The sequence below is a fragment of the Streptomyces sp. NRRL S-118 genome (assembly GCF_000716335.1).
In the GTDB taxonomy this organism is placed as follows: domain Bacteria; phylum Actinomycetota; class Actinomycetes; order Streptomycetales; family Streptomycetaceae; genus Streptomyces.
The window spans coordinates 173,748-194,675 of the sequence record NZ_KL591005.1 but is presented as its reverse complement, the minus strand read 5'-3'; the positions used below and the strand labels follow the sequence as shown (position 1 = coordinate 194,675).

Here is a 20,928-nt window from a genome sequence, read left to right as displayed (position 1 = left end):
AATGTGCCGGGTATATGACGTTCTGCCCCGGGTGTGCGCCTTCGCGCATTGACCGTGTCCGGCCGTCCCCGTATGCTAAAGGTTGCGCTGCGGGCCTGCGCGCCTCAGACGGAGCAGGCCGCGCTCGCATCTGTATGTATGTCCCCTCGGTTGTCGAGGCGCCCCCCTTTCCCGGGACGAGCGCTTCCTTGGCTGTCCGGCTTCTGCAGAGGCGATACGGGCTCTCGGCGTAGCAGTACCTACGACTTCAATGTCCGTACCGGAGCCCTTTCCCACATGACGAGCAGCACCGAGACCACCGCCACCACCCCGCAGGTTGCGGTCAACGACATCGGTAACGAGGAAGCCTTCCTCGCCGCGATCGACGAGACGATCAAGTACTTCAACGACGGCGACATCGTCGACGGCGTCATCGTGAAGGTCGACCGGGACGAGGTCCTGCTCGACATCGGTTACAAGACCGAAGGTGTCATCCCGAGCCGCGAGCTCTCGATCAAGCACGACGTCGACCCGAACGAGGTCGTCAAGGTCGGCGACGAGATCGAGGCCCTTGTTCTCCAGAAGGAGGACAAGGAAGGCCGCCTGATCCTCTCGAAGAAGCGCGCCCAGTACGAGCGGGCCTGGGGCACCATCGAGAAGATCAAGGAAGAGGACGGCATCGTCACCGGCACCGTCATCGAGGTCGTCAAGGGTGGTCTCATCCTCGACATCGGCCTCCGTGGCTTCCTGCCGGCCTCCCTCGTCGAGATGCGTCGTGTCCGCGACCTCCAGCCCTACGTGGGCAAGGAGCTCGAGGCCAAGATCATCGAGCTGGACAAGAACCGCAACAACGTGGTCCTGTCCCGCCGCGCCTGGCTCGAGCAGACCCAGTCCGAGGTCCGCCAGACGTTCCTCACGACCCTGCAGAAGGGTCAGGTCCGTTCCGGCGTCGTCTCCTCGATCGTCAACTTCGGTGCCTTCGTGGACCTGGGTGGCGTCGACGGTCTGGTCCACGTCTCCGAGCTGTCCTGGAAGCACATCGACCACCCGTCCGAGGTCGTCGAGGTCGGCCAGGAGGTCACCGTCGAGGTTCTCGACGTGGACATGGACCGCGAGCGTGTCTCCCTGTCGCTGAAGGCGACGCAGGAGGACCCGTGGCAGCAGTTCGCCCGTACGCACCAGATCGGCCAGGTCGTCCCGGGTAAGGTCACCAAGCTGGTTCCGTTCGGTGCGTTCGTCCGCGTGGACGAGGGCATCGAGGGCCTGGTCCACATCTCCGAGCTGGCCGAGCGCCACGTGGAGATCCCGGAGCAGGTCGTCCAGGTCAACGACGAGATCTTCGTCAAGGTCATCGACATCGACCTCGAGCGCCGCCGCATCAGCCTCTCGCTGAAGCAGGCCAACGAGTCCTTCGGTGCCGACCCGGCCTCGGTCGAGTTCGACCCGACCCTGTACGGCATGGCCGCGTCGTACGACGACCAGGGCAACTACATCTACCCCGAGGGCTTCGACCCGGAGACCAACGACTGGCTGCCGGGCTACGAGGCCCAGCGCGAGGCGTGGGAGACCCAGTACGCCGAGGCGCAGCAGCGCTTCGAGCAGCACCAGGCCCAGGTCATCAAGTCCCGCGAGGCCGACGAGGCCGCCGCTGCCGAGGGTGGCGCCGCCGCTCCGGCCGCCGCGCCGACCGGTGGTTCGTACTCCTCGGAGTCGGACGACAACTCCGGCGCCCTGGCGTCGGACGAGGCGCTGGCCGCGCTCCGCGAGAAGCTGGCCGGCGGCCAGAGCTGAATCCCGGCTCACGGCTGAGCAGTAGCTAGCACCGAGGCCCGTCCCCGTAGGGGGCGGGCCTCGGTCGTGTTTCCGGGGTCCGGTTTCCCACGGCCCGGCCGAGGGGGTCCAGCCGACGGATCCGGCCGAGTGGTCCGGCCGAAGTGGTCTGACTGAGGTGGTCCGGCTGATGGGGACGCCGGGCGTGACCAGTCCGCGTCCGCCGGGCGGGTGTTGTCCGCGTACACGGTCTTCCGGCACGGGGACGTGTGGTGCGGGACGTGAAGGGCGTACTGGTCCGGCCCCGCCGCGCCGGTGAGGTCGGACTCGTCGGCCGCGGAACACGGCGCCGTAGCCCCAGCCGCTCCCCTGGGTGTGGGTCCCGAAGCCGTTGCGGCTCTCGCCGCCGCCCGGCCCGGCGACACCCGGCCACGGCCGGTGCCGTAGCCGCCGCCGCCCGCCGCCCCGCCCGCCGACTCCGGGCGCACCCGCCGTGGACCGGCGGGGCCGGCCGGGGAACCGGCCGGTGAGTGGGAATGCGGGTGCGTTGAGTGACGTTCTCCCCTATGGACACGAGGAGGAGCGGTAACCGTGCTTGATCCGCAGGGTTTGTACGAATGGGAGCCGAAGGGCCTGGCCGCCGTCGACATGGCGCTGGCACAGGAGTCGGCCGGCCTGGTCATGCTCTACCACTTCGACGGATACATCGACGCGGGTGAGGCCGGCGACCAGATCGTCGACGGCCTGCTGGAATCGCTGCCCCACCAGGTGGTGGCCCGCTTCGACCACGACAGGCTCGTGGACTACCGGGCCCGCCGCCCGCTGCTCACCTTCCGGCGCGACCGCTGGAGCGGGTACGAGACGCCGGCCATCGAGGTCCGCCTCGTTCAGGACGCCACCGGGGCGCCCTTCCTGCTGCTGTCCGGGCCCGAGCCGGACGTCGAGTGGGAGCGCTTCGCCGTGGCCGTGCGCCAGATCGTCGAGCGGCTCGGCGTCCGCCTGTCGGTCAACTTCCACGGCATCCCCATGGGCGTTCCGCACACCCGCCCCGTCGGGCTCACCCCGCACGGCAACCGCACCGACCTCATGCCGGGGCACCGCAGCCCGTTCGACGAGGCCCAGGTCCCCGGCAGCGCCGAGTCCCTGATCGAGTACCGCTTGATGGGCGCGGGCCACGACGTCCTGGGCGTCGCCGCGCACGTGCCGCACTACGTGTCCCGCTCCCCGTACCCGGACGCCGCGCTGACCGCCCTGGAGGCGATCACGGCCGCGACCGGACTGGTCCTGCCGGGCGTCGCCCACGCGCTGCGCGCCGAGGCCCAGCGGACCCAGACGGAGATCGAGCGCCAGATCGGCGAGGGCGACGAGGAACTGGTTGCCCTGGTGCGGGGCCTGGAACACCAGTACGACGCGGTCGCCGGTGCGGAGACCCGCGGCAGCCTGGTCGCCGAGCCCGTCGACCTGCCGTCCGCCGACGAGCTGGGCCGCCAGTTCGAGCGCTTCCTCGCTGAGCGGGAGGGCGACCTGTGACGACGGGCCGTTGGGCCGGAACGACGACGGCCGGTCCTCGGGGCGACGGGGTGTGACGACGGCGCCTCAGGACGAGGGTCCATGGGCCGACAGGTCCTCACGTCGTGTCCGTACAGAACGTCGTGTCCGTACAGGCCTGTCCGCCCGGCGGCGTCCGGCACGCCCGCACGTTCGCCGCGTCGTCGCCGGTCACCGGCGCCCCTGTCGCCTTCGGGTACGGGGGCGCTTCCCCCACGTCGACACCCTCCTCCGCCGTGCGAGGCACGGCACCGGACGCCGCTCGCTGTTCCGGACCGATCGACGGGACACCCCCCAGGGCCTAAGCTTCCGCTCATGCTGAAAGTGGGGCTGACCGGCGGGATCGGGGCCGGCAAGAGCGAAGTGTCGCGGCTGCTGGTCTCGTACGGAGCGGTCCTCGTCGATGCCGACAGGATCGCTCGAGAGGTCGTCGAGCCCGGCACCCCTGGGCTCGCGGCCGTCGTGGAGGCGTTCGGGCCCGGGATCCTCACGCCCGAGGGCACCCTCGACCGGCCCGCGCTCGGCGCCGTCGTCTTCTCCGACCCCGAGCGCCTCGCCACCCTGAACGGCATCGTCCACCCCCTGGTCGGCGCGCGGTCCGCCGAACTGGAGGCGGCCGCCGGGGCGGACGCGGTGGTGATCCACGACGTCCCCCTGCTCACCGAGAACGGCCTGGCGCCGTTCTACGACCTGGTGGTCGTCGTCGACGCGACCCCCGAGACCCAGCTGGACCGGCTCGTACGGCTCCGCGGGATGACCGAGTCCGAGGCGCGGGCCCGCATGGCCGTACAGGCGACCCGTGAGCAGCGCCTGGCCGTCGCCGACCTGGTCATCGACAACGACGGGCCGCTGGAGGCGCTGGAGCCCCAGGTGCGCAAGGTGTGGGCGGAGCTCACGGAACGAGCCGCCGGCTAGCGCGCGGGGCGGGCGGCGGCTCGCGTCGCGGCGGTGCCCGGCCGGCTCCGGACGGTGGCCGTGTGCTCCGGGGGGTGGCCGGTTGGCTTCGGTGGCTCGGGCCGGTTGGTCCCGGCCGGGCGGCGGGCCGCTCGCCGCGGTCGTCGGCCCCGCGGAATACCCGCTGCGCCACCGATGTTGAACCGCCGCAGCAAGGGGAAGGATGTGACCGTGCCCGAGAGCAACCCGGAGACCCACGTCATCGACTTTCGCGCGGCCGAACAACTGCTCGCGGCGCGGGACCCGCGCGGGGCCGTCAAGCTGCTCGACTCGGTGATCGCGGCCCACCCCGAGAACACCGCGGCGCGCCTGCTGCGTGCCCGGGCCTTCTTCGCGGCCGCCCAGCTGCGTCCTGCCCAGCTCGAATTCGAGCTGGTCCTGGAGCGTGAGCCGGACAACGCCTTCGCCCACTTCGCCCTCGCCCGCACCTTCCAGCGCTCCGGCCGCCCGGACCAGGCCAAGCGCCACTTCCGGCTGGCCGCCGCGCTCGACCCGAAGCCCGAGTACCTGCAAGCGGCGCGCTTCGACACGGAGACGTAGCGGCACGCCTACGGCTCGTACGGAGGCACGTCGCGACCCGGCTGGTAGTGCGGGCCCTGACGGATATGGCGGACCACGAGGACGAGATCCACCGTGACCACCAGGAACAGCACCCCGCAGGCCGCCGCCCACCCGGTCCGCCCGGCCAGGGCGAAGCCCACGGTTCCGGCGACCGCCCAGATCAGCCCCCAGACGGTCAGCCAGAACCGGAACCGCAGCGCGCTGCGTGCGGTCGCCGGTTCACTGCCCGTACGTCGCATGATGGCTCTTCCGTCCCTCTTTCGTCCGTCCGCCGACCGTCCGCCCCCGGGCGCCGGGTACCCACGGCGGAGCAGAACTCCGCGCCGCTGCGGCGATGAGTTCGCCTCCTGTCCTCGGTCCGATCTCCTGCAGGCGCCCGCGGGACCACCCCGCGGGCCGGACCCGAGGAGACCGCCACCATGACCGCGACCACGCCCGCTGCTTCCCCGTCCTCCGCCGCCGTCCTCAGCCGTCGCACCGACCTCGGCGTGCGGGTGCTGCAGATCGTCCTGGCCCTGTTCTTCGCGGTTCCGAGCGCCGGGCCCAAGCTGGTGGGGCACTGGTCGGCAGCCGAGTCGTTCGACAGGATCGGCTTCGGCGACTGGTTCATGTACGCGGTCGGGACTCTGGAGCTCGCCGGTGCCGTCGCGCTGGTCGTACCTCTCCTCGCCGGTGCGTCCGCGCTGGCGCTGACCGGCCTGATGGCCGGCGCCTTCATCACCCAACTCGCCGTGTTCGACGGCCGGTACGCCCTCACGCCGGTCCTCCTCGCGCTGCCGCTCGTGCTGATCGCCTGGACCCGGCGTCACCGCACGGGACATCTGCTCGCCCTCGTCCGCCGCGGGGCGTGACGTCCGGTCGCCCGGGTGAGGAGGGCGCTCGGGCCGATTGTCAGACCCCGGCCGTAAGGTCGTAGATCCGGGCGGTTCCACGAGGTGAGCAGCCCGGCACGACTTACGTGAGGGGAGGTGACCGGCCATGCGCCCCGGTCCGTCGCAGCACGATCGGCTGCCGTCCGCGCCGGCCTCCGGCACGAGCCGGCCATCCGCCGCGCCGCGGTCCGTACCGTCGTCCGCCGCGCCGCGGTCCGTACCGTCGTCCGGCACATCCGCCGCGCCGTCGGCTGCGCCCGCCGTGCCGCCGGCCCTGCCGGCCATGTGCGCGGTCACCTTCCTGCCCGCCGCCCTGCCCCGTGACGGTCGCGTCGCCTTCTGGTCCGTGACGGGCGAGGCCCTGCCCGGCCTGGCGTCCGTGGCGCACGACGCCGGGCCGGACGTCACCACCGGTGCAGCCCCGACCACCGTCACCGTCGTGCGGCCGCACGGGGACGGGGTGCGCAGCCGTGCCGTGCCCGCGCTCGTCGTGCCGGTGGACGAGGCACTGCCGCTGCTGGTCGCCGCGCGGCGCACGGCCGGCGCGCACCCCGCGGCGGCCTGCTGGGGAGCCGCGGCGCTGCACGCCCTCCAGCTGGTCGCGCGCGGCCGGCTGCTGCCGGGGCTGACCAGCGGCGACCTGGACGCCTGGCGGGCGGGGCCGCTGGACGCCGACGACATCGCCCACCTCCGGGCGATCGCCGCGGCCATGCCGTACGAAGCACACGCCGCGCCCGTCCCCGGCCTGCGGCCGCTGCGGCTTCCCGAGCCGGAGGCGCTGGTGCGGGCGTTCCTCGACGCGGTGGCCGACACCCTGCCCCGCACCCCCGCCGCCGCGTACGCCGCGGGTGATCCGTTCGCGGCCCGGACGCCCCAGCACCTGCCGCGCGCGCGTGCCTGGGCCGCCGAGGCGGCGGCGGGCATGGACGCCGGGGTCCGCGTCTCGCTCCGCCTCGACCTGGCGGGCTACGAACTGTTCGACACCGCCGAGGAGGGCGGCGACGAGCGGCAGGCCGCGGCGGCACTCGTCCAGGTGCACAGCCTCGCGGACCCGTCCCTGGTCGTCGACGCGGCCGGACTGTGGGCCGGGGAGGGCGACGAGCTCTTCGGCCCGCGTGCCCGCATCGACGCCGTGCTGGCGCTGCGCCGCGCCGCCCGCGTCTGGCCGCCGCTGACCCGCCTCCTGGAGCGGGACGTGCCCGATGTGCTGTCGCTCACCGAGGACGAGCTGTACGAGCTGCTCGGCCCTGCCGCGGCCAGGCTCGGCGCGGCGGGCGTCACCGTCCACTGGCCGAAGGAGCTGGCCCGGTCGCTCACCGCGGCCGCGGTGGTCCGTCCGGCGCCCGGCTCGGCCACCGACGGCACCGCGTTCTTCGACAGCGCGGAGCTGCTGCGGTTCAACTGGCAGCTGGCGCTGGACGGCGACCCGCTCACCGAGCGCGAGATGGACGCCCTCGCCGAGGCCCACCGCCCGATCGTGCGGCTGCGCGACCAGTGGGTGGTCGTCGACCCCGCGCTCGTACGCAAGGCCCGCAAGCGAGAGCTGGGGCTGCTCGAACCGGTCGACGCGCTCGCCGTCGCACTGACCGGGACCGCCGAAGTGGACGGCGAAACGGTCGAGGCCGTCCCGGTCGGCGCGCTCGCCGCGCTGCGCGACCGGCTGGTCGCCGGCCCGGCGGAGGCCCCCCAGCCGCCCGGACTCGACGCAACCCTGCGGGACTACCAGCTGCGCGGCCTGGCGTGGCTGGACCTCATGACCTCCCTCGGCCTCGGCGGCTGCCTCGCCGACGACATGGGCCTGGGCAAGACCGTCACGCTGATCGCCCTCCACCTGCGCCGCGCCCGCCGCGCCCCCACTCTCGTGGTCTGCCCGGCCTCCCTCCTCGGCAACTGGCAGCGGGAGATCACCCGCTTCGCGCCCGGAGTGCCCGTGCGCCGCTTCCACGGCACCGACCGCACCCTGGACGGGCTGGACGGCCCGGACGGCGGGGGATTCGTCCTCACCACGTACGGCACCATGCGCACCAGCGCCGAGCAGCTGGCCGCACAGGAGTGGGGAATGGTCGTCGCCGACGAGGCGCAGCACGTCAAGAACCCCTTCTCCGCCACGGCCAAGGCACTGCGCACCATCCCCTCGCCGGCGCGCGTCGCCCTCACCGGCACTCCCGTCGAGAACAACCTCTCCGAGCTGTGGGCGCTGCTCGACTGGACGACCCCGGGGCTGCTCGGCCCGCTCAAGGCGTTCCGCTCCCGCCACGCCCGCGCCGTGGAGAACGCCGAACAGATCGAGAACGACGAGGCGGTCGAGCGCCTCGCCCGGCTCGTGCGCCCCTTCCTCCTGCGGCGCCGGAAGTCCGACCCCGGCATCGTCCCGGAGCTGCCGCCGAAGACCGAGTCCGACCACCCGGTCGCCCTCACCCGCGAGCAGGCGTCCCTGTACGAGGCCGTGGTGCGCGAGACGATGGCGCAGATCGAGGCCGCGGAGGGCATGGCACGCCGTGGGCTGATCATGAAGCTGCTCACCTCCCTCAAGCAGATCTGCAACCATCCCGCCCAGTACCTCAAGGAGGAGGCGGCCCGGCTGGCCGGCCGCTCCGGGAAGCTCTCGCTGCTCGACGAACTGCTCGACACGATCCTGTCCGAGGACGGCGCGGTCCTGGTCTTCACCCAGTACGTCACCATGGCCCGGCTCCTCACCGCCCATCTGGCCGCCCGCGCGGTCCCCGCCCAGCTGCTGCACGGAGGCACACCCGTCGCGGAGCGGGAACGGATGGTAGACCGGTTCCAGTCGGGGGAGGTCCCGGTGTTCGTCCTGTCCCTCAAGGCGGCGGGCACCGGCCTCAACCTGACGCGCGCGGGCCACGTCGTGCACTACGACCGCTGGTGGAACCCGGCCGTCGAGGAGCAGGCCACCGACCGCGCCTACCGCATCGGCCAGACCCAGCCCGTCCAGGTACACCGGCTGATCGCCGAAGGCACGGTGGAGGACAGCATCGCGGAGATGCTTCGCACGAAGCGCGCCCTGGCCGACGCCGTCCTCGGGTCCGGGGAGGCGGCGCTGACGGAGCTCACCGACCGAGAGCTGGCCGACCTCGTCTCCCTGCGGAGGCCGGCATGAGCCCGCACCGCCCCGGCCCCGCCCGGCGCGTACCGCTGCACGACGACCACCGCCGCTCGTTCCCTCAGCTCGCTCCTGCGCAGCACGCCGACGGCAGGTTCGCCGCCACGTGGTGGGGCAACGCCTGGGTGGAAGCCCTGGAGGACACCGCCCTGGACCCGGCGCGACTGGCCCGCGGACGGGCCTACGCGTCCACCGGGCACGTGGACGCGATCACCGTCACGCCGGGCCGGGTCGTCGCCTACGTCCACGGCAGCCGGCCCCGCCCGTACCGCGCCGAGATCCGCCTGCGCGTCCTCGGCGACGACGACTGGGAACGCTTCCTCGACGCGGCCGCGGCCCGCCCCGACCACATCGCGGCGCTCCTCGACAAGGACGTCCCGCACGCCCTGGCCGCCGCGGTGGACCTGCTGCCCGGGCCGGGGGACCTCATCCCCGACTGCTCCTGCCCGGACCACGGCTACCCCTGCAAGCACACGGCGGCCCTCTGCTACCAGGCGGCGCGGCTCCTCGACGAGGATCCGTTCGTGCTGTTCCTCATGCGGGGCCGCGGTGAGCAGGAGATCCTCGCCGCCCTCAGCCACCGCAACGCCACCCGCGCGGCGGCCGAGACCACCGCCGCGCCCCCGAGGATGCCGACCGTCCCCGCCCGCGACGCCCTCGCCCGGACCTCCGCGCCCGGTGCCCGTCCGCTCATGGACGGCCCCGCCCTCCCGCCGCCGCTGCCCGCCCCCGACCGGCCCGGCCGCCCGCCCGTCTACCCGGAGGACCCCGAAGCCCCCGACCCGCTGGCACTGGAGCTGCTCGCCACCGAGGCGGCCGCCCGCGCCCACGCCTTCCTGGTGACGGGCCACGACCCGGTGGCCTCCCTCACGCCCTGGCAGGACGCGGTCCGCCTGGCCGCCGCCCACCCCGGCTCCGGCCTGACGGCGTCCACCCGCGCCCTCTACCGCGACCTCGCCGCCGCCCTCGACCGGACCCCCGCCGACCTGGCCCGCGCCGTCGCCGCCTGGCGGCAGGGCGGCCCGGCGGGCCTCGCCGTCCTGGAGGAGGCGTGGGACCCGCCCGCCGGCCCGTTCGACCGCGCCCGCCCGGCCCTCATCGCCGCGGACTTCCCGCACTTCCGGCCCTGGCGCAACCGCCTCTCCACCCGGTCGCTCCAGCTGCGCTACGGCCGCGACGGCCTCTGGTACGGGTACGAGTCCGACCCCGACCGCGAGGACTGGTGGCCCCGCGGCTTCCCGGACGCGGACCCGGTCGGCGCTCTGGCCGCCCTGCTCGGACGCTGACGGGTAGGCTGCAGGGACAGCGCAGGACCGCGAAAGGGGCCCGATGGAACCGGAGTTGGTGGCACTGGCGACGACGGGGGCGACCGCGCTCGTCCAGCTGATGGTCGGTGAGACGTGGGAGCAGGCCAGAGGACGGATCGCCACGTTCTTCGCCCGCCGCGCCGGTTCCGACCCGGAGGCCGTCGGTGAGGAACTCGACACGGTACGGGAGGAACTGCTCACCGCCGCGGAGTCCGGGGACGAGCGGACGACGGCGGAGGCCCGGGACGACGCCCGCGTCGAGTGGCGCGCCCGGATCCGCCGCACCCTCCAGGCGGATCCGGAGGCTGCGGCCGAACTGCGCGAGATCCTCGACCAGTTGGCTCCCACTCCCTCCGTCGGGCAGACCACCGTCACGACGTACAACCGTATCGACGGGGGAGTGCATCACGCCCCCGTGATCCAGTCCGGTTTCGTCGGCACCATGAAGACCCCGTGGTCCCAGAGGTCGTGACCGCGCCGGACCGCCGGCAGGAGCACACCGCCACCCGTTCCGGCGCCTTGGGCCGGCCGGCCCAACGGCGCCCCGGGCGGGCACCCCGGAGCACGACCCGTAGAGGACCTGTGAGGGTTCGATTACGTCGCCACTCGATGGAGTGAATGGCGGATGCGTCATAACCCGGCTTGGTTGTAAGGCGTTAATTCCGGTGCGGGCGGGTGCCCGTGAAAGTCTCCGGAAGGCAGGAAGCCATGAGGCACACTCGCCGAAGTGGTCTGGCCACCCTGGTGGCCACCGGTGGCGCGCTCGCCCTCGCTGCGAGTTACGCGTACGCCGACTCCGAGGCGGCCGGTGTAGCCGCCGAATCGCCGGGGCTGGTCTCCGGCAACGCCGTACAGCTGCCGGTGAACGTCCCCGTCAATGTGTGCGGAAACACCGTCAACGTGGTCGGGCTGCTCAACCCCGCGGCCGGCAACACGTGTGCGAACAAGGGCGGCGGCAAGTCCGCGCACAAGGACAAGCCGGGCACGCCGCACAACGGCAGTGGCACCGGCAGCACCGGCGCCGGCAGCGGGAACGGCGGCGGCGCGACCGCCGAAGGCGTCACCGCGGGCTCGGCCGGCGTCATCTCGGGCAACGGCGTCCAGCTGCCCGTCGATCTCCCCGTGAACGTCAGCGGCAACTCGGTCAACTTCGTCGGTGTCCTCAACCCCGTCTTCGGCAACGCCTCCAGCAACGGAGGCAGCAAGACGCCCGTCACGCCGCCGAAGCCCTCGAAGCCCGAGAATCCCGTCACGCCGCCCAAGGCGGACAAGCCCACCGCGCCGCTGCCGGACGGGCCGGAGGTGTCCGTGCCCCGCCCCGGGCCGGGTCTGGAGACCAGCACGACTCCGCTGGCCGAAACCGGCTCCGACAGCGACCTGCTGGCCGTCGGCCTGCCCGCCGCCCTGAGCCTGATGCTCGGAGGCGCGGTCCTCTACCGCCGCTCCCGCCGGGCCGCCCGCGACGCTGCCTGAACCCGCCCCGGCAACACGGTCTCACCGCCGCCAGGACCCCAGCACCGCCTCCATGGCCGGTGCCACGCGGGTACGCGCCTGGCGGCGGGGGACACCGCGCATCAGCAGCGCGTCGTACTCGGTGTCGAGGTGCCGTACCGACGCCCGCACCGCCGCCGTGACCGCGCCCTCGTCCAGGGCCCGGCCCGCCGCCGTACGCCCCACACGCCCGCTGCCGCGGGCCGCGGCGTGCGCCGCGATGCCGGCCGCGCGCTCCGGTGGACAGCCGGGGAACAGCCGCCGGATCTCGGCGGCCAGGGCGGCCGTGAACCGTGCGTCCTCGGCCACGCGCCGCTCCGCGTCCCTCGCCCGGCGGCGTGCCCGCGCCTCCGCGTCGGCGAGGCACGCGGCCTCCGCCCGCGCCAGGGCGTCCTCCTCCACGAGGATGCCCTGGCGTTCGTAGCGCGTACGGCGCCGGTTGTGCCGTACGACCACCGCCCACAGCTCACTCGCCTCACGGGCGCGGCGGGTGAGCGCCGCGTCACCGCGGGGCAGGTAGACCAGGTGCCCGAGGTCGGCGCAGTCCAGGCAGAGCGGAGCGTTGAACTCCAGGACCATCCGGGCCAGCGGGCCGCCGCGGCACTCCGCGCAGTGGCGGCGGCGTCTCAGCGGCTTGATCACCACGATCGGGGCCGACACGGTCACGTCAGCGCACGCTCGGCGCCGCTGCCTCGATGAAGGCGGTCAGCGCCTCGACGGCCTGATCGGAGCGGCGCTCCCGGTCCGCCTCGTCCCTCGCCTCGTGCATGCAGTGCGTCAACTCGAAAACCTGCTCGGCCAGCTGGACGGTCGCCGGGTCCGAACACACCAACCGCACGCGCACCAGGGCCTGCCGGGCGGCGGCGCGCCGATCGTACGACTCCAGGCGCGTGGTCTCGGCGTGCGAGCCGTTCCTGCGGTACCAGCGTGCGTTCTGGGCCTGCCGGTACTCGACGACCGCGTCGGCGAACGCGCTGTACGTCGCGATCCGTTCCTGGCGCAGCTGCTCGGCGCGGGTGAGCGCGGCGGTGCGCTGCGCCGCCCGGCCCTGGAAGAAGTGCGTGACCACCGAGCCGAGCAGTGTGCCGATCACAGCAATCAGCGCCGTCTCCATCGCTTCCCTGCTCCTCCGTGGTCCGATCCCGCACGCCGCTGTCCAGAACCCTATGACGCGGACGCCGCCACCGGCAGACCGAGCGGGAAACATGGTGCTGTGAACCGCCAACCACGGTCGGTACGACCATGGTTGAGGGCCCGCTCCGGTGCGGGGGCGGCGCCGCGCCGGCGTCCGGGACGCCGGTCCACAGGTGTTGCGGCAGCATGGGGACGTGAGACTCGAACCGATCACCTGGGAACGGCTGGCCGACGCCCTCGCCGCGCACGTGGACGGGCTGAGCCCAGGAGACGGTGGGCCCTGGCTGAAGGTGGGTGTCGACGGGCCGCCGGCCGCGCGGCCCGAGGAGCCGGCCGCGCTGCTCGGTGACGCGCTGCGGCTGCGCGGACGGGCCGTCGCGGTCATCGGCACGGGCGGCTTCCTGCGACCGGCATCGCTGCGGTACGAGTACGGCAAGGAGGACGCCGACACCTACTACAGCGGCTGGTTCGACACCGGAGCCCTGTGGCGCGAGGTCTTCGCACCGCTGGAGCCGGGTGGCAGCGGGCGGATCCTCCCCGACCTGTGGGACCCGGACACGGACCGCGCGACACGCAGCCCGTACACACGGCTCGCGCCGGGCGGCGTGCTGGTGCTGCACGGCCCCTTCCTGCTGGGCCACTGGTTCCCGTTCGACCTGACCGTGCACGTGGGCCTGACACGGGGCGCCCTGGCCCGGCGTACGGCCGAGCGCTGGACGCTGCCGGCGTTCGAACGCTACGACGCCGAGGTCGCCCCCGCGGACACCGCGGACGTCCTCGTCCGCGCCGACGACCTTCGGCACCCGGCCTGGACCGGCATCCGTTAGGCGGCCGCGGCCGCTACGTCCCGCCTGCCCGCCTGCCCGCCTGCCCATCTGCCCTGCCGGAAGCCGGCGCGACGCTCACCGGGCCGGTGGCCTGCCGCCCAGTACCGTCACCGCTTCCGCGCCCGCGCGGCAGCCCGCCGACGCCGCCGCGTCCGGGGGCGCGCCGGAGAGCCGGGCGGCCAGGAACGCGCCGGTGAACGCGTCGCCCGCGCCGGTCGAGTCGACCGCACGCACGCGTGGTGCCGACACGCGTGCGAGGGTGCGGCCCGACGCCGCCACCAGGGCGCCGGACGCGCCGAGCGTCACCGCCACCAGCGGAAAGCCGCGGCTCAGCTCGGCGGCCGCGTCCGACGGGTCGGGTAGTCCCGTCAGCAGCACGGCCTCGTCGGCATTGGGCAGCAGAACGTCGGCGCCCTCCACCGCCGCCAGGAACCCGGGCACACCGGAGTCCTCGATGAAGCCCGCCGACGCGGGGTCCACGCTCACCGGCACGCCCCGCTCCCGTGCCGTGGCCATGGCCTGGGACGCAACCTCCCGGCTGGGTCCCGCGAAGAAGAGGTACCCGGACAGATGGAGGTGTGACACGCCGTCCAGCAGATGTGGCGACCAGTCGCCACGTTCCAGCCGCAGTGCCGCACCGCCGTCCGTGAGGAACGTCCGTTCAGCCGCCGCGTCGACCAGCGCCACGACCGTCGCGGTCGGCGCCTCCTCGTCCCGTACCAGCAGCGGGCGCACCCCGGCGGCCGCCAACCGCTCCTCGTGCCAGGACGCCCGGTCGGTGCCCACCCGCGCCAGGAGCCGCACGTCCGCGCAGCCCGAACGCGCCGCCCAGCAGGCAGCGTTCGCGCCCGCGCCGCCCGGCAGCGTACGGATCTCCGCCGCCGTGTCCGTCGCCCGGGCCAGCGGCGCGCGGTGGCGGGCCACCACGTCGGTGACGACGTCCCCGACGACCAGCAGTCCGCCGCTCACCGCCCGGCCGCTGCCGCTGCCGCCGCCGCGATGCGCGCTGCCAGCCGCACATTGCCGCGCACCGCCGCCAGGTTGGCCTCCAGGGACGCCCCGTCGGTGTGCCGCATCATGTACTCCAGCAGGAACGGCGTCACCGCCTGCCCCGCGATGCCCCGCTCCCGGCAGGCGTCCAGCGCCTCCGCCAGCACCCTGTCGTGCAGTTCCGGGTCCAGCTGCTCCGCCTCGGGCACCGGGTTGGCGACGATCAGGGCCGCTCCCGGTCCGCCCAGGGTGTCCTGGGCCCGTATCACGGCCGCCACCTCCTCGGGGGAGCGCACCGTCCAGTCGACCCGCTCTCCGGATGAGGCCAGATAGAAGCCGGGGAAATGCTCCGTGCCGTACCCGAGGACGCCCACGCCCAGCGTCTCCAGCCGCTGCAGCGTCGCCGGTACGTCCAGGATGGACTTGACCCCCGCGCACACCACCGTGATCCGCGTCGTCGCCAGCAGCCGCAGGTCCGCCGACTCGTCCTGGGTCTGTGCCCATTCCCGGTGGACGCCGCCGAGGCCGCCGGTCGCGAAGACCCGGATGCCCGCCCGCGCGGCCAGGAACGCGGTCGCGGAGACGGTCGTCGCGCCGCTCGCCCCCACCGCCAGAGCGGGCGCCAGATCGCGGTGCCCGAGCTTCCGCACCCCCGGATCGCCCGCGACCCGCTCCAACTGCTCCTTGTCCAGGCCGATGTGCGCCACGCCGTCCAGGACGGCGATCGTGGCCGGGACGGCGCCACCGTCCCGGACGAGCGCCTCCAGCTCCTCCGCCACGGCCAGGTTGCGCGGGCGGGGCAGCCCGTGGGCGATGATCGTCGATTCGAGGGCGACGACGGGGCGGTGCGCGGCCGTCGCCTCCCGTACCTCTTCGGACAACACCACTGTGGTCTCTGGCATGTCCCCATCCCTGGCGCGGTGACGGGTCCCGCAAACCTCGGTCGTCGCTCGCGGTCCGGCGGCCCCCGGCAGCCGGCCGTTCAGCGGTGACCGGCGCTCGACCAGGGCCGCGGGGTCCGTACACGTGCCCGCACGCGGAGCCCGTACGCGACGTCCGGGCCCTCCTACCGGGTGCGGCGAAGGGCTCCGTGACTCAGCGGTCCTTCGAAAGCGACCGGAGCGCCAGCACCGCGAGCGGCAGGAGCAGGCACGCCCCCACCGCGTTCAGCCAGCCGTAACCGGCCCCGGCGACGATCAGGCCGGCCGCCGCCCCGCCGACCCCGGCCGCGGTGTTCATCGTCAGGTCGGACAGGCCCTGCACGGCCGCCCGCGCGGCCTGCGGCACGGAGTCCGTCAGCAGCGCGGAGCCGGACACCAGGCCCGCCGACCAGCCCAGGCCCAGCAGGAAGAGCCCGGCAGCCGTACGGCCGTGGCTCCCGCCGGCCGTGCCGGCCAGGAGCGCCGCGCAGGACAGCAGCCCGACGGCCAGGCCGATGACCGACAGCCGGCCGAGCTTGTCCGACAGCCAGCCCATCACGGGCGAGAACGCGTACATCCCCGCGATGTGACCGCTGATGACCAGGCCGATCAGCTGGATGCCGGCGCCGTGGTGGCTGAGCGCCACCGGGGTCATCGACATGATCGACACCATCGTGGTGTGCGACGCCGTCACGGTCACCAGCGCGAGCCGGGCCCGCGGCGACTCCCGGACCGCCCGGATGCCCGCCCTCAGGGAGCGGCCGCGCTTCCCCTCCGCGTCCTCCCCGGTGCCTGCAGCCAGGGCACGCGCGGTGAGGAGAGGGTCCGGCCGCAGCAGGACGGCGACCATCACCGCGGACACCAGGAAGACACCCGCCGCCCACAAAAACGGCCCCGCCGCCGCGGGGACGCCCATCCCCGTGACACTGCGTCCCGCGGGCGCGGCGATGTTCGGCCCCAGCACGGCCCCGATCGTCGTCGCCCACACGACCGTGGAGATGGCGCGGCCCCGGTGCGCCGGCTCGGCCAGGTCCGCGGCCGCGAACCGGGCCTGGAGGTTCGCCGACGACCCGGCACCGAAGGCCGCCATGCCCACGAGCAGCAGCGGGAAGCTCCCGGCGACCGCGGCGAGCACCACCACACCCGCACCGGCCGCGCCGATCACATACGCCAGGACCAGTCCGGGCCGTCGTCCTCGCGCGGTCATCAGGGCGGCCAGCGGCATGGACAGCAGCGCCGTCCCGGCCACCATGGACGTCGGCGCGAGCCCGGAGAGCGCTTCCGTCCCGCTCACCTCCTGCGCCAGTACGGAGGCGAGGGCGATGCCGATCGCCACCCCCAGCCCGCCGAGGATCTGGCTGGCGATGAGGACGGCCGTGATCCGCCGTCTCACGGAGGGCAGCGCGACCACCGCCACCGGGTCCGGAGCGGACGACGGGCCGGGCGGCACAGCGCCGGGCAGGTCGGAGTGCGTAGTCACTGCGGCAGTGTGTCACCCCTTACACGCTCGGAACAGATCTCAGAACAGTGGCTGTGGCAACACACCCTCCAGCGCCAGCAGCCGACGCTTCGTCTCCAGCCCGCCGCCGAACCCGCCGAGCCCTCCGCCGCTCTCCACCACCCGGTGGCACGGCACCACCACCGGGAGCGGATTCGACCCCATCGCCGCACCGACCGCCTGCGCCGCCCCCGGCTGCCCGACGCGCTTCGCCAGCTCCCCGTACCCGACGACGGTCCCGTACGGCACCCCGGACGCCAGCTCGCGCAGCACCTGCCGGTTGAAGCCGGCCGTCAGCGACCAGTCCAGCGCCAGGCGGAATTCCCGCAGGCCGCCCGCGAAGTACGCCTCCAGGGCCCGGACCGGCTCGGCGAGCCGTCCGGACGCGTCCTCCACGAGCCGCGCGCCGAGCTGCGCCGCCAGCCGGCCCAGCGCCCGGTCGCGCACCTCCTCACCGGCGTGGAACACCACGCTGACCAGTCCTTCACCCGTGGCGGCGAGCAGCAGCGGACCGATGTCGCTCCCGACGACGGCCCACTCCACGACCTGCCCGCTGCTCTCCCCGTTGCTGCCCATGTCGACCACGGTACGACCGGCCACCGACAACGCCGGCTAGCGCCGGTTCCGGGGGTTCCGGGAACCGATCGTCCCGTGAATGTTCGTTCGGAGAGCCGCGGGCCGTAGCCTCACCCCCCTACCAGCGGGTACACATGGCACCACCAGCACGACCGCACCACGTACGACGGCTCGGGGCAGGCGGCGGGGCACCAGGGGCGAAGGGCTTACGGGTATGCAGGGCACAGTCGACGGATTCAGCTACGGCCTGGTCACACCCGTGGCCGCCTTTCTGATGGCGTGCCTCGGCGGCGCGCTCGGCCTGCGCTGCACCACGAGATCGCTCCGCACCGGCGGCCGGCCACGGATCGGCTGGCTCGCCCTCGGCGCCGCCTCCATCGGTTCCGGCATCTGGACCATGCACTTCATCGCGATGATGGGCTTCAGCATCGAGGAGTCACCGGTCGGCTACGACGCGGCCACGACCTTCGCCGGTCTGCCCGTCGCCGTCGCCATGGCCGGCATAGGCCTCCTGATCGTGGGCCACCGCGGAGCCACCGCGATGGCGCTGGTCACCGGTGGCACCATCACCGGACTGGGCATCGCCACCATGCACTACCTCGGGATGGCCGGCATGCGGCTCCCGGGCCGGCTCGAGTACGACACGTCGACCGTCGCCCTCTCCGTCGTCATCGCGGTGGTGGCCGCCACGTCGGCGCTCTGGGCCGCCGTCTCGGTCCATGGGCTGATGCCCAGCCTGGGCGCCGGGCTGATCATGGGTGTCGCGGTCACCGGCATGCACTACACGGGCATGGCCGCGGTCAGCGTCCACCTGCACGGCGAGGCTGCGGCCGCGGGCGGCGGGGACACCGCCACCTCCCTCATCGGGCCCATGCTGATCGGTCCCGCGGTCTTCCTGCTCGTCGCGGGTGCCATGGTGACGTTCGACCCGCTGCCGGGGACGCAGGAGCGCGACCGACGGCGTTTTGCGCCGGGCCGCGCCCAGGGCCGGGAGGCCCCGGCCGGGAACCGGAGCCCCGCCTACGGGGAGCCCGCCGACCGGTCCGCGGCCCCGGCCCGCCGCCACGAGCGCTCCGGCCCCCGCTGACGCCCCGGTCCGAGCGCGATCCCGGACCGGGCGCCGAGCCGCGTCACCGCAGGTCGCAGGGGCGGGGGCCCCGATCGGCCCCCGACTGTCAGTGGGGGGTCGTACGGTGGTTGCATGCGGCCCGTTTCCCAGATCGAACGTACGGTGGCGCCCTTCGAGGTCGTCAGCCCCTACCAGCCCAGCGGCGACCAGCCGACGGCGATCGCCGACCTCGCCCGGCGCATCCGCGCGGGCGAGAAGGACGTCGTCCTGCTCGGTGCGACCGGCACCGGCAAGTCGGCGACCACCGCCTGGATGATCGAGAAGCTTCAGCGCCCCACCCTGGTCATGGCGCCGAACAAGACGCTGGCCGCGCAGCTGGCCAATGAATTCCGCGAGCTGCTGCCGAACAACGCCGTCGAGTACTTCGTCTCCTACTACGACTACTACCAGCCCGAGGCGTACGTCCCCCAGTCGGACACCTACATCGAGAAGGACTCCTCCATCAACGAGGAGGTCGAGCGGCTGCGCCACTCCGCGACCAATTCGCTGCTGACCCGGCGGGACGTCATCGTGGTGGCGTCCGTCTCCTGCATCTACGGCCTCGGCACGCCGCAGGAGTACGTCGACCGGATGGTGCGGCTCAAGGTCGGCGAGGAGATCGACCGCGACGAACTGCTGCGCCGCTTCGTCGACATCCAGTACACCCGCAACGACCTGGCCTTCAGCCGGGGGACGTTCCGGGTGCGCGGCGACACCATCGAGATCTTCCCGGTCTACGAGGAGCTCGCCGTCCGCATCGAGATGTTCGGCGACGAGATCGAGGCGCTGTCCACGCTCCACCCGCTCACCGGCGAGGTCATCAGTGACGACCGCGAGCTCTACGTCTTCCCGGCCAGCCACTACGTGGCGGGCCCGGAGCGCATGGAGAAGGCGGTCAACGGCATCGAGCGCGAGCTGGAGGAGCGACTCGCGGAGCTGGAGAAGCAGGGCAAGCTGCTGGAGGCCCAGCGGCTGCGGATGCGCACCACCTACGACATCGAGATGATGCGCCAGATCGGCTCCTGCTCCGGCATCGAGAACTACTCGATGCACTTCGACGACCGCGAGCCCGGCTCCCCGCCCAACACGCTTCTGGACTACTTCCCCGAGGACTTCCTCCTCGTCATCGACGAGTCCCACGTCACCGTCCCCCAGATCGGCGCGATGTACGAGGGCGACGCCTCCCGCAAGCGCACCCTGGTCGACCACGGGTTCCGGCTGCCGTCCGCGCTCGACAACCGCCCGCTGAAGTGGGAGGAGTTCCAGGAGCGGATCGGCCAGACCGTCTACCTGTCGGCCACCCCGGGCACGTACGAGCTGTCCCGTTCCGACGGCTTCGTGGAGCAGATCATCCGCCCCACCGGGCTGGTCGACCCCGAGGTCGTCGTCAAGCCCACCGAGGGGCAGATCGACGACCTGGTGCACGAGATCCGGGTGCGCACCGAGCGGGACGAGCGCGTCCTGGTCACGACCCTCACCAAGAAGATGGCCGAGGACCTCACCGAGTACTTCCTCGAACTGGGCATCCAGGTGCGGTACCTGCACAGCGACGTCGACACCCTGCGCCGGGTGGAGCTGCTGCGCGAACTGCGTGCCGGTGAATACGACGTCCTGGTCGGCATCAACCTGCTCCGTGAGGGCCTGGACCTGCCGGAGGTGTCCCTCGTCGCCATCCTGGACGCCGACAAGCAGGGCTTCCTGCGCTCCGGCACCTCGCTGATCCAGACCATCGGCCGCGCCGCGCGCAACGTCTCCGGCCAGGTCCACATGTACGCGGACACCGTCACCCCGGCGATGGCCCAGGCGATCGACGAGACCAACCGCCGCCGGGAGAAGCAGATCGCGTACAACACGGCCCACGGCATCGACCCGCAGCCGCTGCGCAAGAAGATCAACGACATCGTCGCGACCATCGCGCGCGAGGAGGTCGACACCGAGCAGCTGCTCGGCACCGGCTACCGCAAGTCGAAGGACGGCAAGGCCGGCAAGGCCCCCGTGCCGTCGCTCGGCGGCAGGGCGGCACAGGGCGCGGGCAAGGCGGACGCCAAGGGCGGCAAGGCGGGGAAGGCGGCCGCCAAGGGCGCCCTCGTCAGCGACCGGCCCGCGGCCGAACTGGCCGGGATCATCGAGGAGATGACCGAGCGGATGCGGGCCGCCGCGGCCGAGCTGCAGTTCGAGGTGGCGGCGAGGCTGCGCGACGAGGTGAGCGAGCTGAAGAAGGAGCTGCGGCAGATGAAGGAGGCGGGCATCGCCTGACGCCGCGACACCCGGT

At 73.3% G+C, this 20,928-nt stretch carries 19 protein-coding genes; 12 read left to right on the top strand and 7 right to left on the bottom strand.

Annotated features, from left to right (window positions below; translation table 11 throughout):
* Positions 1 to 276: 276 nt before the first annotated feature.
* The 4 genes from rpsA (at position 277) to IH00_RS0112440 (ending at position 4,791) form a co-directional block, all read left to right on the top strand.
* On the top strand, positions 277 to 1,770 hold the full coding sequence (rpsA, locus tag IH00_RS0112455; protein WP_031072721.1) for a 30S ribosomal protein S1: 1,494 nt from the start codon (positions 277 to 279) through the stop codon (positions 1,768 to 1,770).
* 570 nt (positions 1,771 to 2,340) lie between these two features.
* Positions 2,341 to 3,279 carry a PAC2 family protein gene (locus tag IH00_RS0112450; RefSeq protein ID WP_031072719.1) on the top strand — a complete coding sequence of 313 codons (939 nt, stop codon included), beginning with the start codon at positions 2,341 to 2,343 and terminating at the stop codon, positions 3,277 to 3,279.
* Between the two features lie 333 nt (positions 3,280 to 3,612).
* Positions 3,613 to 4,212: a dephospho-CoA kinase gene (gene coaE / locus IH00_RS0112445; RefSeq protein WP_031072718.1), complete on the top strand. Its 600-nt coding sequence runs from the start codon at positions 3,613 to 3,615 to the stop codon at positions 4,210 to 4,212.
* 210 nt (positions 4,213 to 4,422) lie between these two features.
* On the top strand, positions 4,423 to 4,791 hold the full coding sequence (locus IH00_RS0112440; protein WP_031072717.1) for a tetratricopeptide repeat protein: 369 nt from the start codon (positions 4,423 to 4,425) through the stop codon (positions 4,789 to 4,791).
* Positions 4,792 to 4,799: 8 nt separating this feature from the next.
* Here the strand turns inward: IH00_RS0112440 and IH00_RS0112435 are convergent, their stop codons facing one another.
* Positions 4,800 to 5,051 carry a DUF6343 family protein gene (locus IH00_RS0112435; protein WP_031072716.1) on the bottom strand — a complete coding sequence of 84 codons (252 nt, stop codon included), beginning with the start codon at positions 5,049 to 5,051 and terminating at the stop codon, positions 4,800 to 4,802.
* A 180-nt stretch (positions 5,052 to 5,231) separates the two neighbouring features.
* Here IH00_RS0112435 and IH00_RS0112430 point away from each other — a divergent pair, with 180 nt between their 5' ends.
* The 5 genes from IH00_RS0112430 (at position 5,232) to IH00_RS0112410 (ending at position 11,585) form a co-directional block, all read left to right on the top strand.
* Positions 5,232 to 5,663: a DoxX family protein gene (locus IH00_RS0112430; RefSeq protein WP_031072714.1), complete on the top strand. Its 432-nt coding sequence runs from the start codon at positions 5,232 to 5,234 to the stop codon at positions 5,661 to 5,663.
* Positions 5,664 to 5,967: 304 nt separating this feature from the next.
* Positions 5,968 to 8,802 carry a DEAD/DEAH box helicase gene (locus tag IH00_RS0112425; protein ID WP_031072712.1) on the top strand — a complete coding sequence of 945 codons (2,835 nt, stop codon included), beginning with the start codon at positions 5,968 to 5,970 and terminating at the stop codon, positions 8,800 to 8,802.
* Positions 8,799 to 10,091 carry an SWIM zinc finger family protein gene (locus IH00_RS0112420; protein WP_031072710.1) on the top strand — a complete coding sequence of 431 codons (1,293 nt, stop codon included), beginning with the start codon at positions 8,799 to 8,801 and terminating at the stop codon, positions 10,089 to 10,091. Before IH00_RS0112425 ends, IH00_RS0112420 begins: the two co-directional genes overlap by 4 nt.
* 43 nt (positions 10,092 to 10,134) lie before the next feature.
* Complete coding sequence (locus tag IH00_RS0112415; RefSeq protein WP_031072708.1) at positions 10,135 to 10,584, top strand: hypothetical protein; 450 nt, start codon at positions 10,135 to 10,137, stop codon at positions 10,582 to 10,584.
* A gap of 236 nt (positions 10,585 to 10,820) precedes the next feature.
* Positions 10,821 to 11,585, top strand: coding sequence for a chaplin family protein (locus IH00_RS0112410; RefSeq protein WP_031072706.1), 765 nt, complete (start codon positions 10,821 to 10,823; stop codon positions 11,583 to 11,585).
* Positions 11,586 to 11,606: 21 nt separating this feature from the next.
* Here IH00_RS0112410 and IH00_RS0112405 read toward each other — a convergent pair whose 3' ends face one another.
* The gene (locus IH00_RS0112405) at positions 11,607 to 12,269 is read right to left on the bottom strand and encodes a DUF2293 domain-containing protein (RefSeq protein ID WP_031072704.1); all 663 of its coding nucleotides are present in this window, start codon (positions 12,267 to 12,269) and stop codon (positions 11,607 to 11,609) included.
* Between the two features lies 1 nt (position 12,270).
* Positions 12,271 to 12,717 carry a hypothetical protein gene (locus IH00_RS0112400; RefSeq protein ID WP_031072701.1) on the bottom strand — a complete coding sequence of 149 codons (447 nt, stop codon included), beginning with the start codon at positions 12,715 to 12,717 and terminating at the stop codon, positions 12,271 to 12,273.
* Between the two features lie 214 nt (positions 12,718 to 12,931).
* Between IH00_RS0112400 and IH00_RS0112395 the strand changes: the two genes are divergently transcribed.
* Entirely contained in the window at positions 12,932 to 13,564 is a 633-nt protein-coding gene (locus IH00_RS0112395; protein ID WP_031072699.1) for a nucleoside/nucleotide kinase family protein, read from the top strand.
* A gap of 75 nt (positions 13,565 to 13,639) precedes the next feature.
* Here the strand turns inward: IH00_RS0112395 and IH00_RS0112390 are convergent, their stop codons facing one another.
* From IH00_RS0112390 to IH00_RS0112375, 4 genes are all read right to left on the bottom strand, one after another.
* Positions 13,640 to 14,533 carry a carbohydrate kinase family protein gene (locus IH00_RS0112390; protein ID WP_031072696.1) on the bottom strand — a complete coding sequence of 298 codons (894 nt, stop codon included), beginning with the start codon at positions 14,531 to 14,533 and terminating at the stop codon, positions 13,640 to 13,642.
* Complete coding sequence (locus IH00_RS0112385; RefSeq protein WP_031072694.1) at positions 14,530 to 15,456, bottom strand: pseudouridine-5'-phosphate glycosidase; 927 nt, start codon at positions 15,454 to 15,456, stop codon at positions 14,530 to 14,532. Before IH00_RS0112385 ends, IH00_RS0112390 begins: the two co-directional genes overlap by 4 nt.
* 193 nt (positions 15,457 to 15,649) lie before the next feature.
* On the bottom strand, positions 15,650 to 16,924 hold the full coding sequence (locus tag IH00_RS0112380) for an MFS transporter (RefSeq protein WP_052411343.1): 1,275 nt from the start codon (positions 16,922 to 16,924) through the stop codon (positions 15,650 to 15,652).
* 69 nt (positions 16,925 to 16,993) lie between these two features.
* A complete protein-coding gene (locus IH00_RS0112375) occupies positions 16,994 to 17,548 on the bottom strand; it encodes a methylated-DNA--[protein]-cysteine S-methyltransferase (protein ID WP_031072690.1) in 555 nt (184 codons plus the stop codon).
* A gap of 214 nt (positions 17,549 to 17,762) precedes the next feature.
* On the opposite strand from IH00_RS0112375, the gene IH00_RS0112370 reads away from it, so the two are divergent.
* Positions 17,763 to 18,635, top strand: a complete 873-nt coding sequence (locus tag IH00_RS0112370) for an MHYT domain-containing protein (protein WP_031072689.1) — start codon at positions 17,763 to 17,765, stop codon at positions 18,633 to 18,635.
* 114 nt (positions 18,636 to 18,749) lie between these two features.
* On the top strand, positions 18,750 to 20,912 hold the full coding sequence (gene uvrB, locus IH00_RS0112365) for an excinuclease ABC subunit UvrB (protein WP_031072687.1): 2,163 nt from the start codon (positions 18,750 to 18,752) through the stop codon (positions 20,910 to 20,912).
* Positions 20,913 to 20,928: the final 16 nt, after the last annotated feature.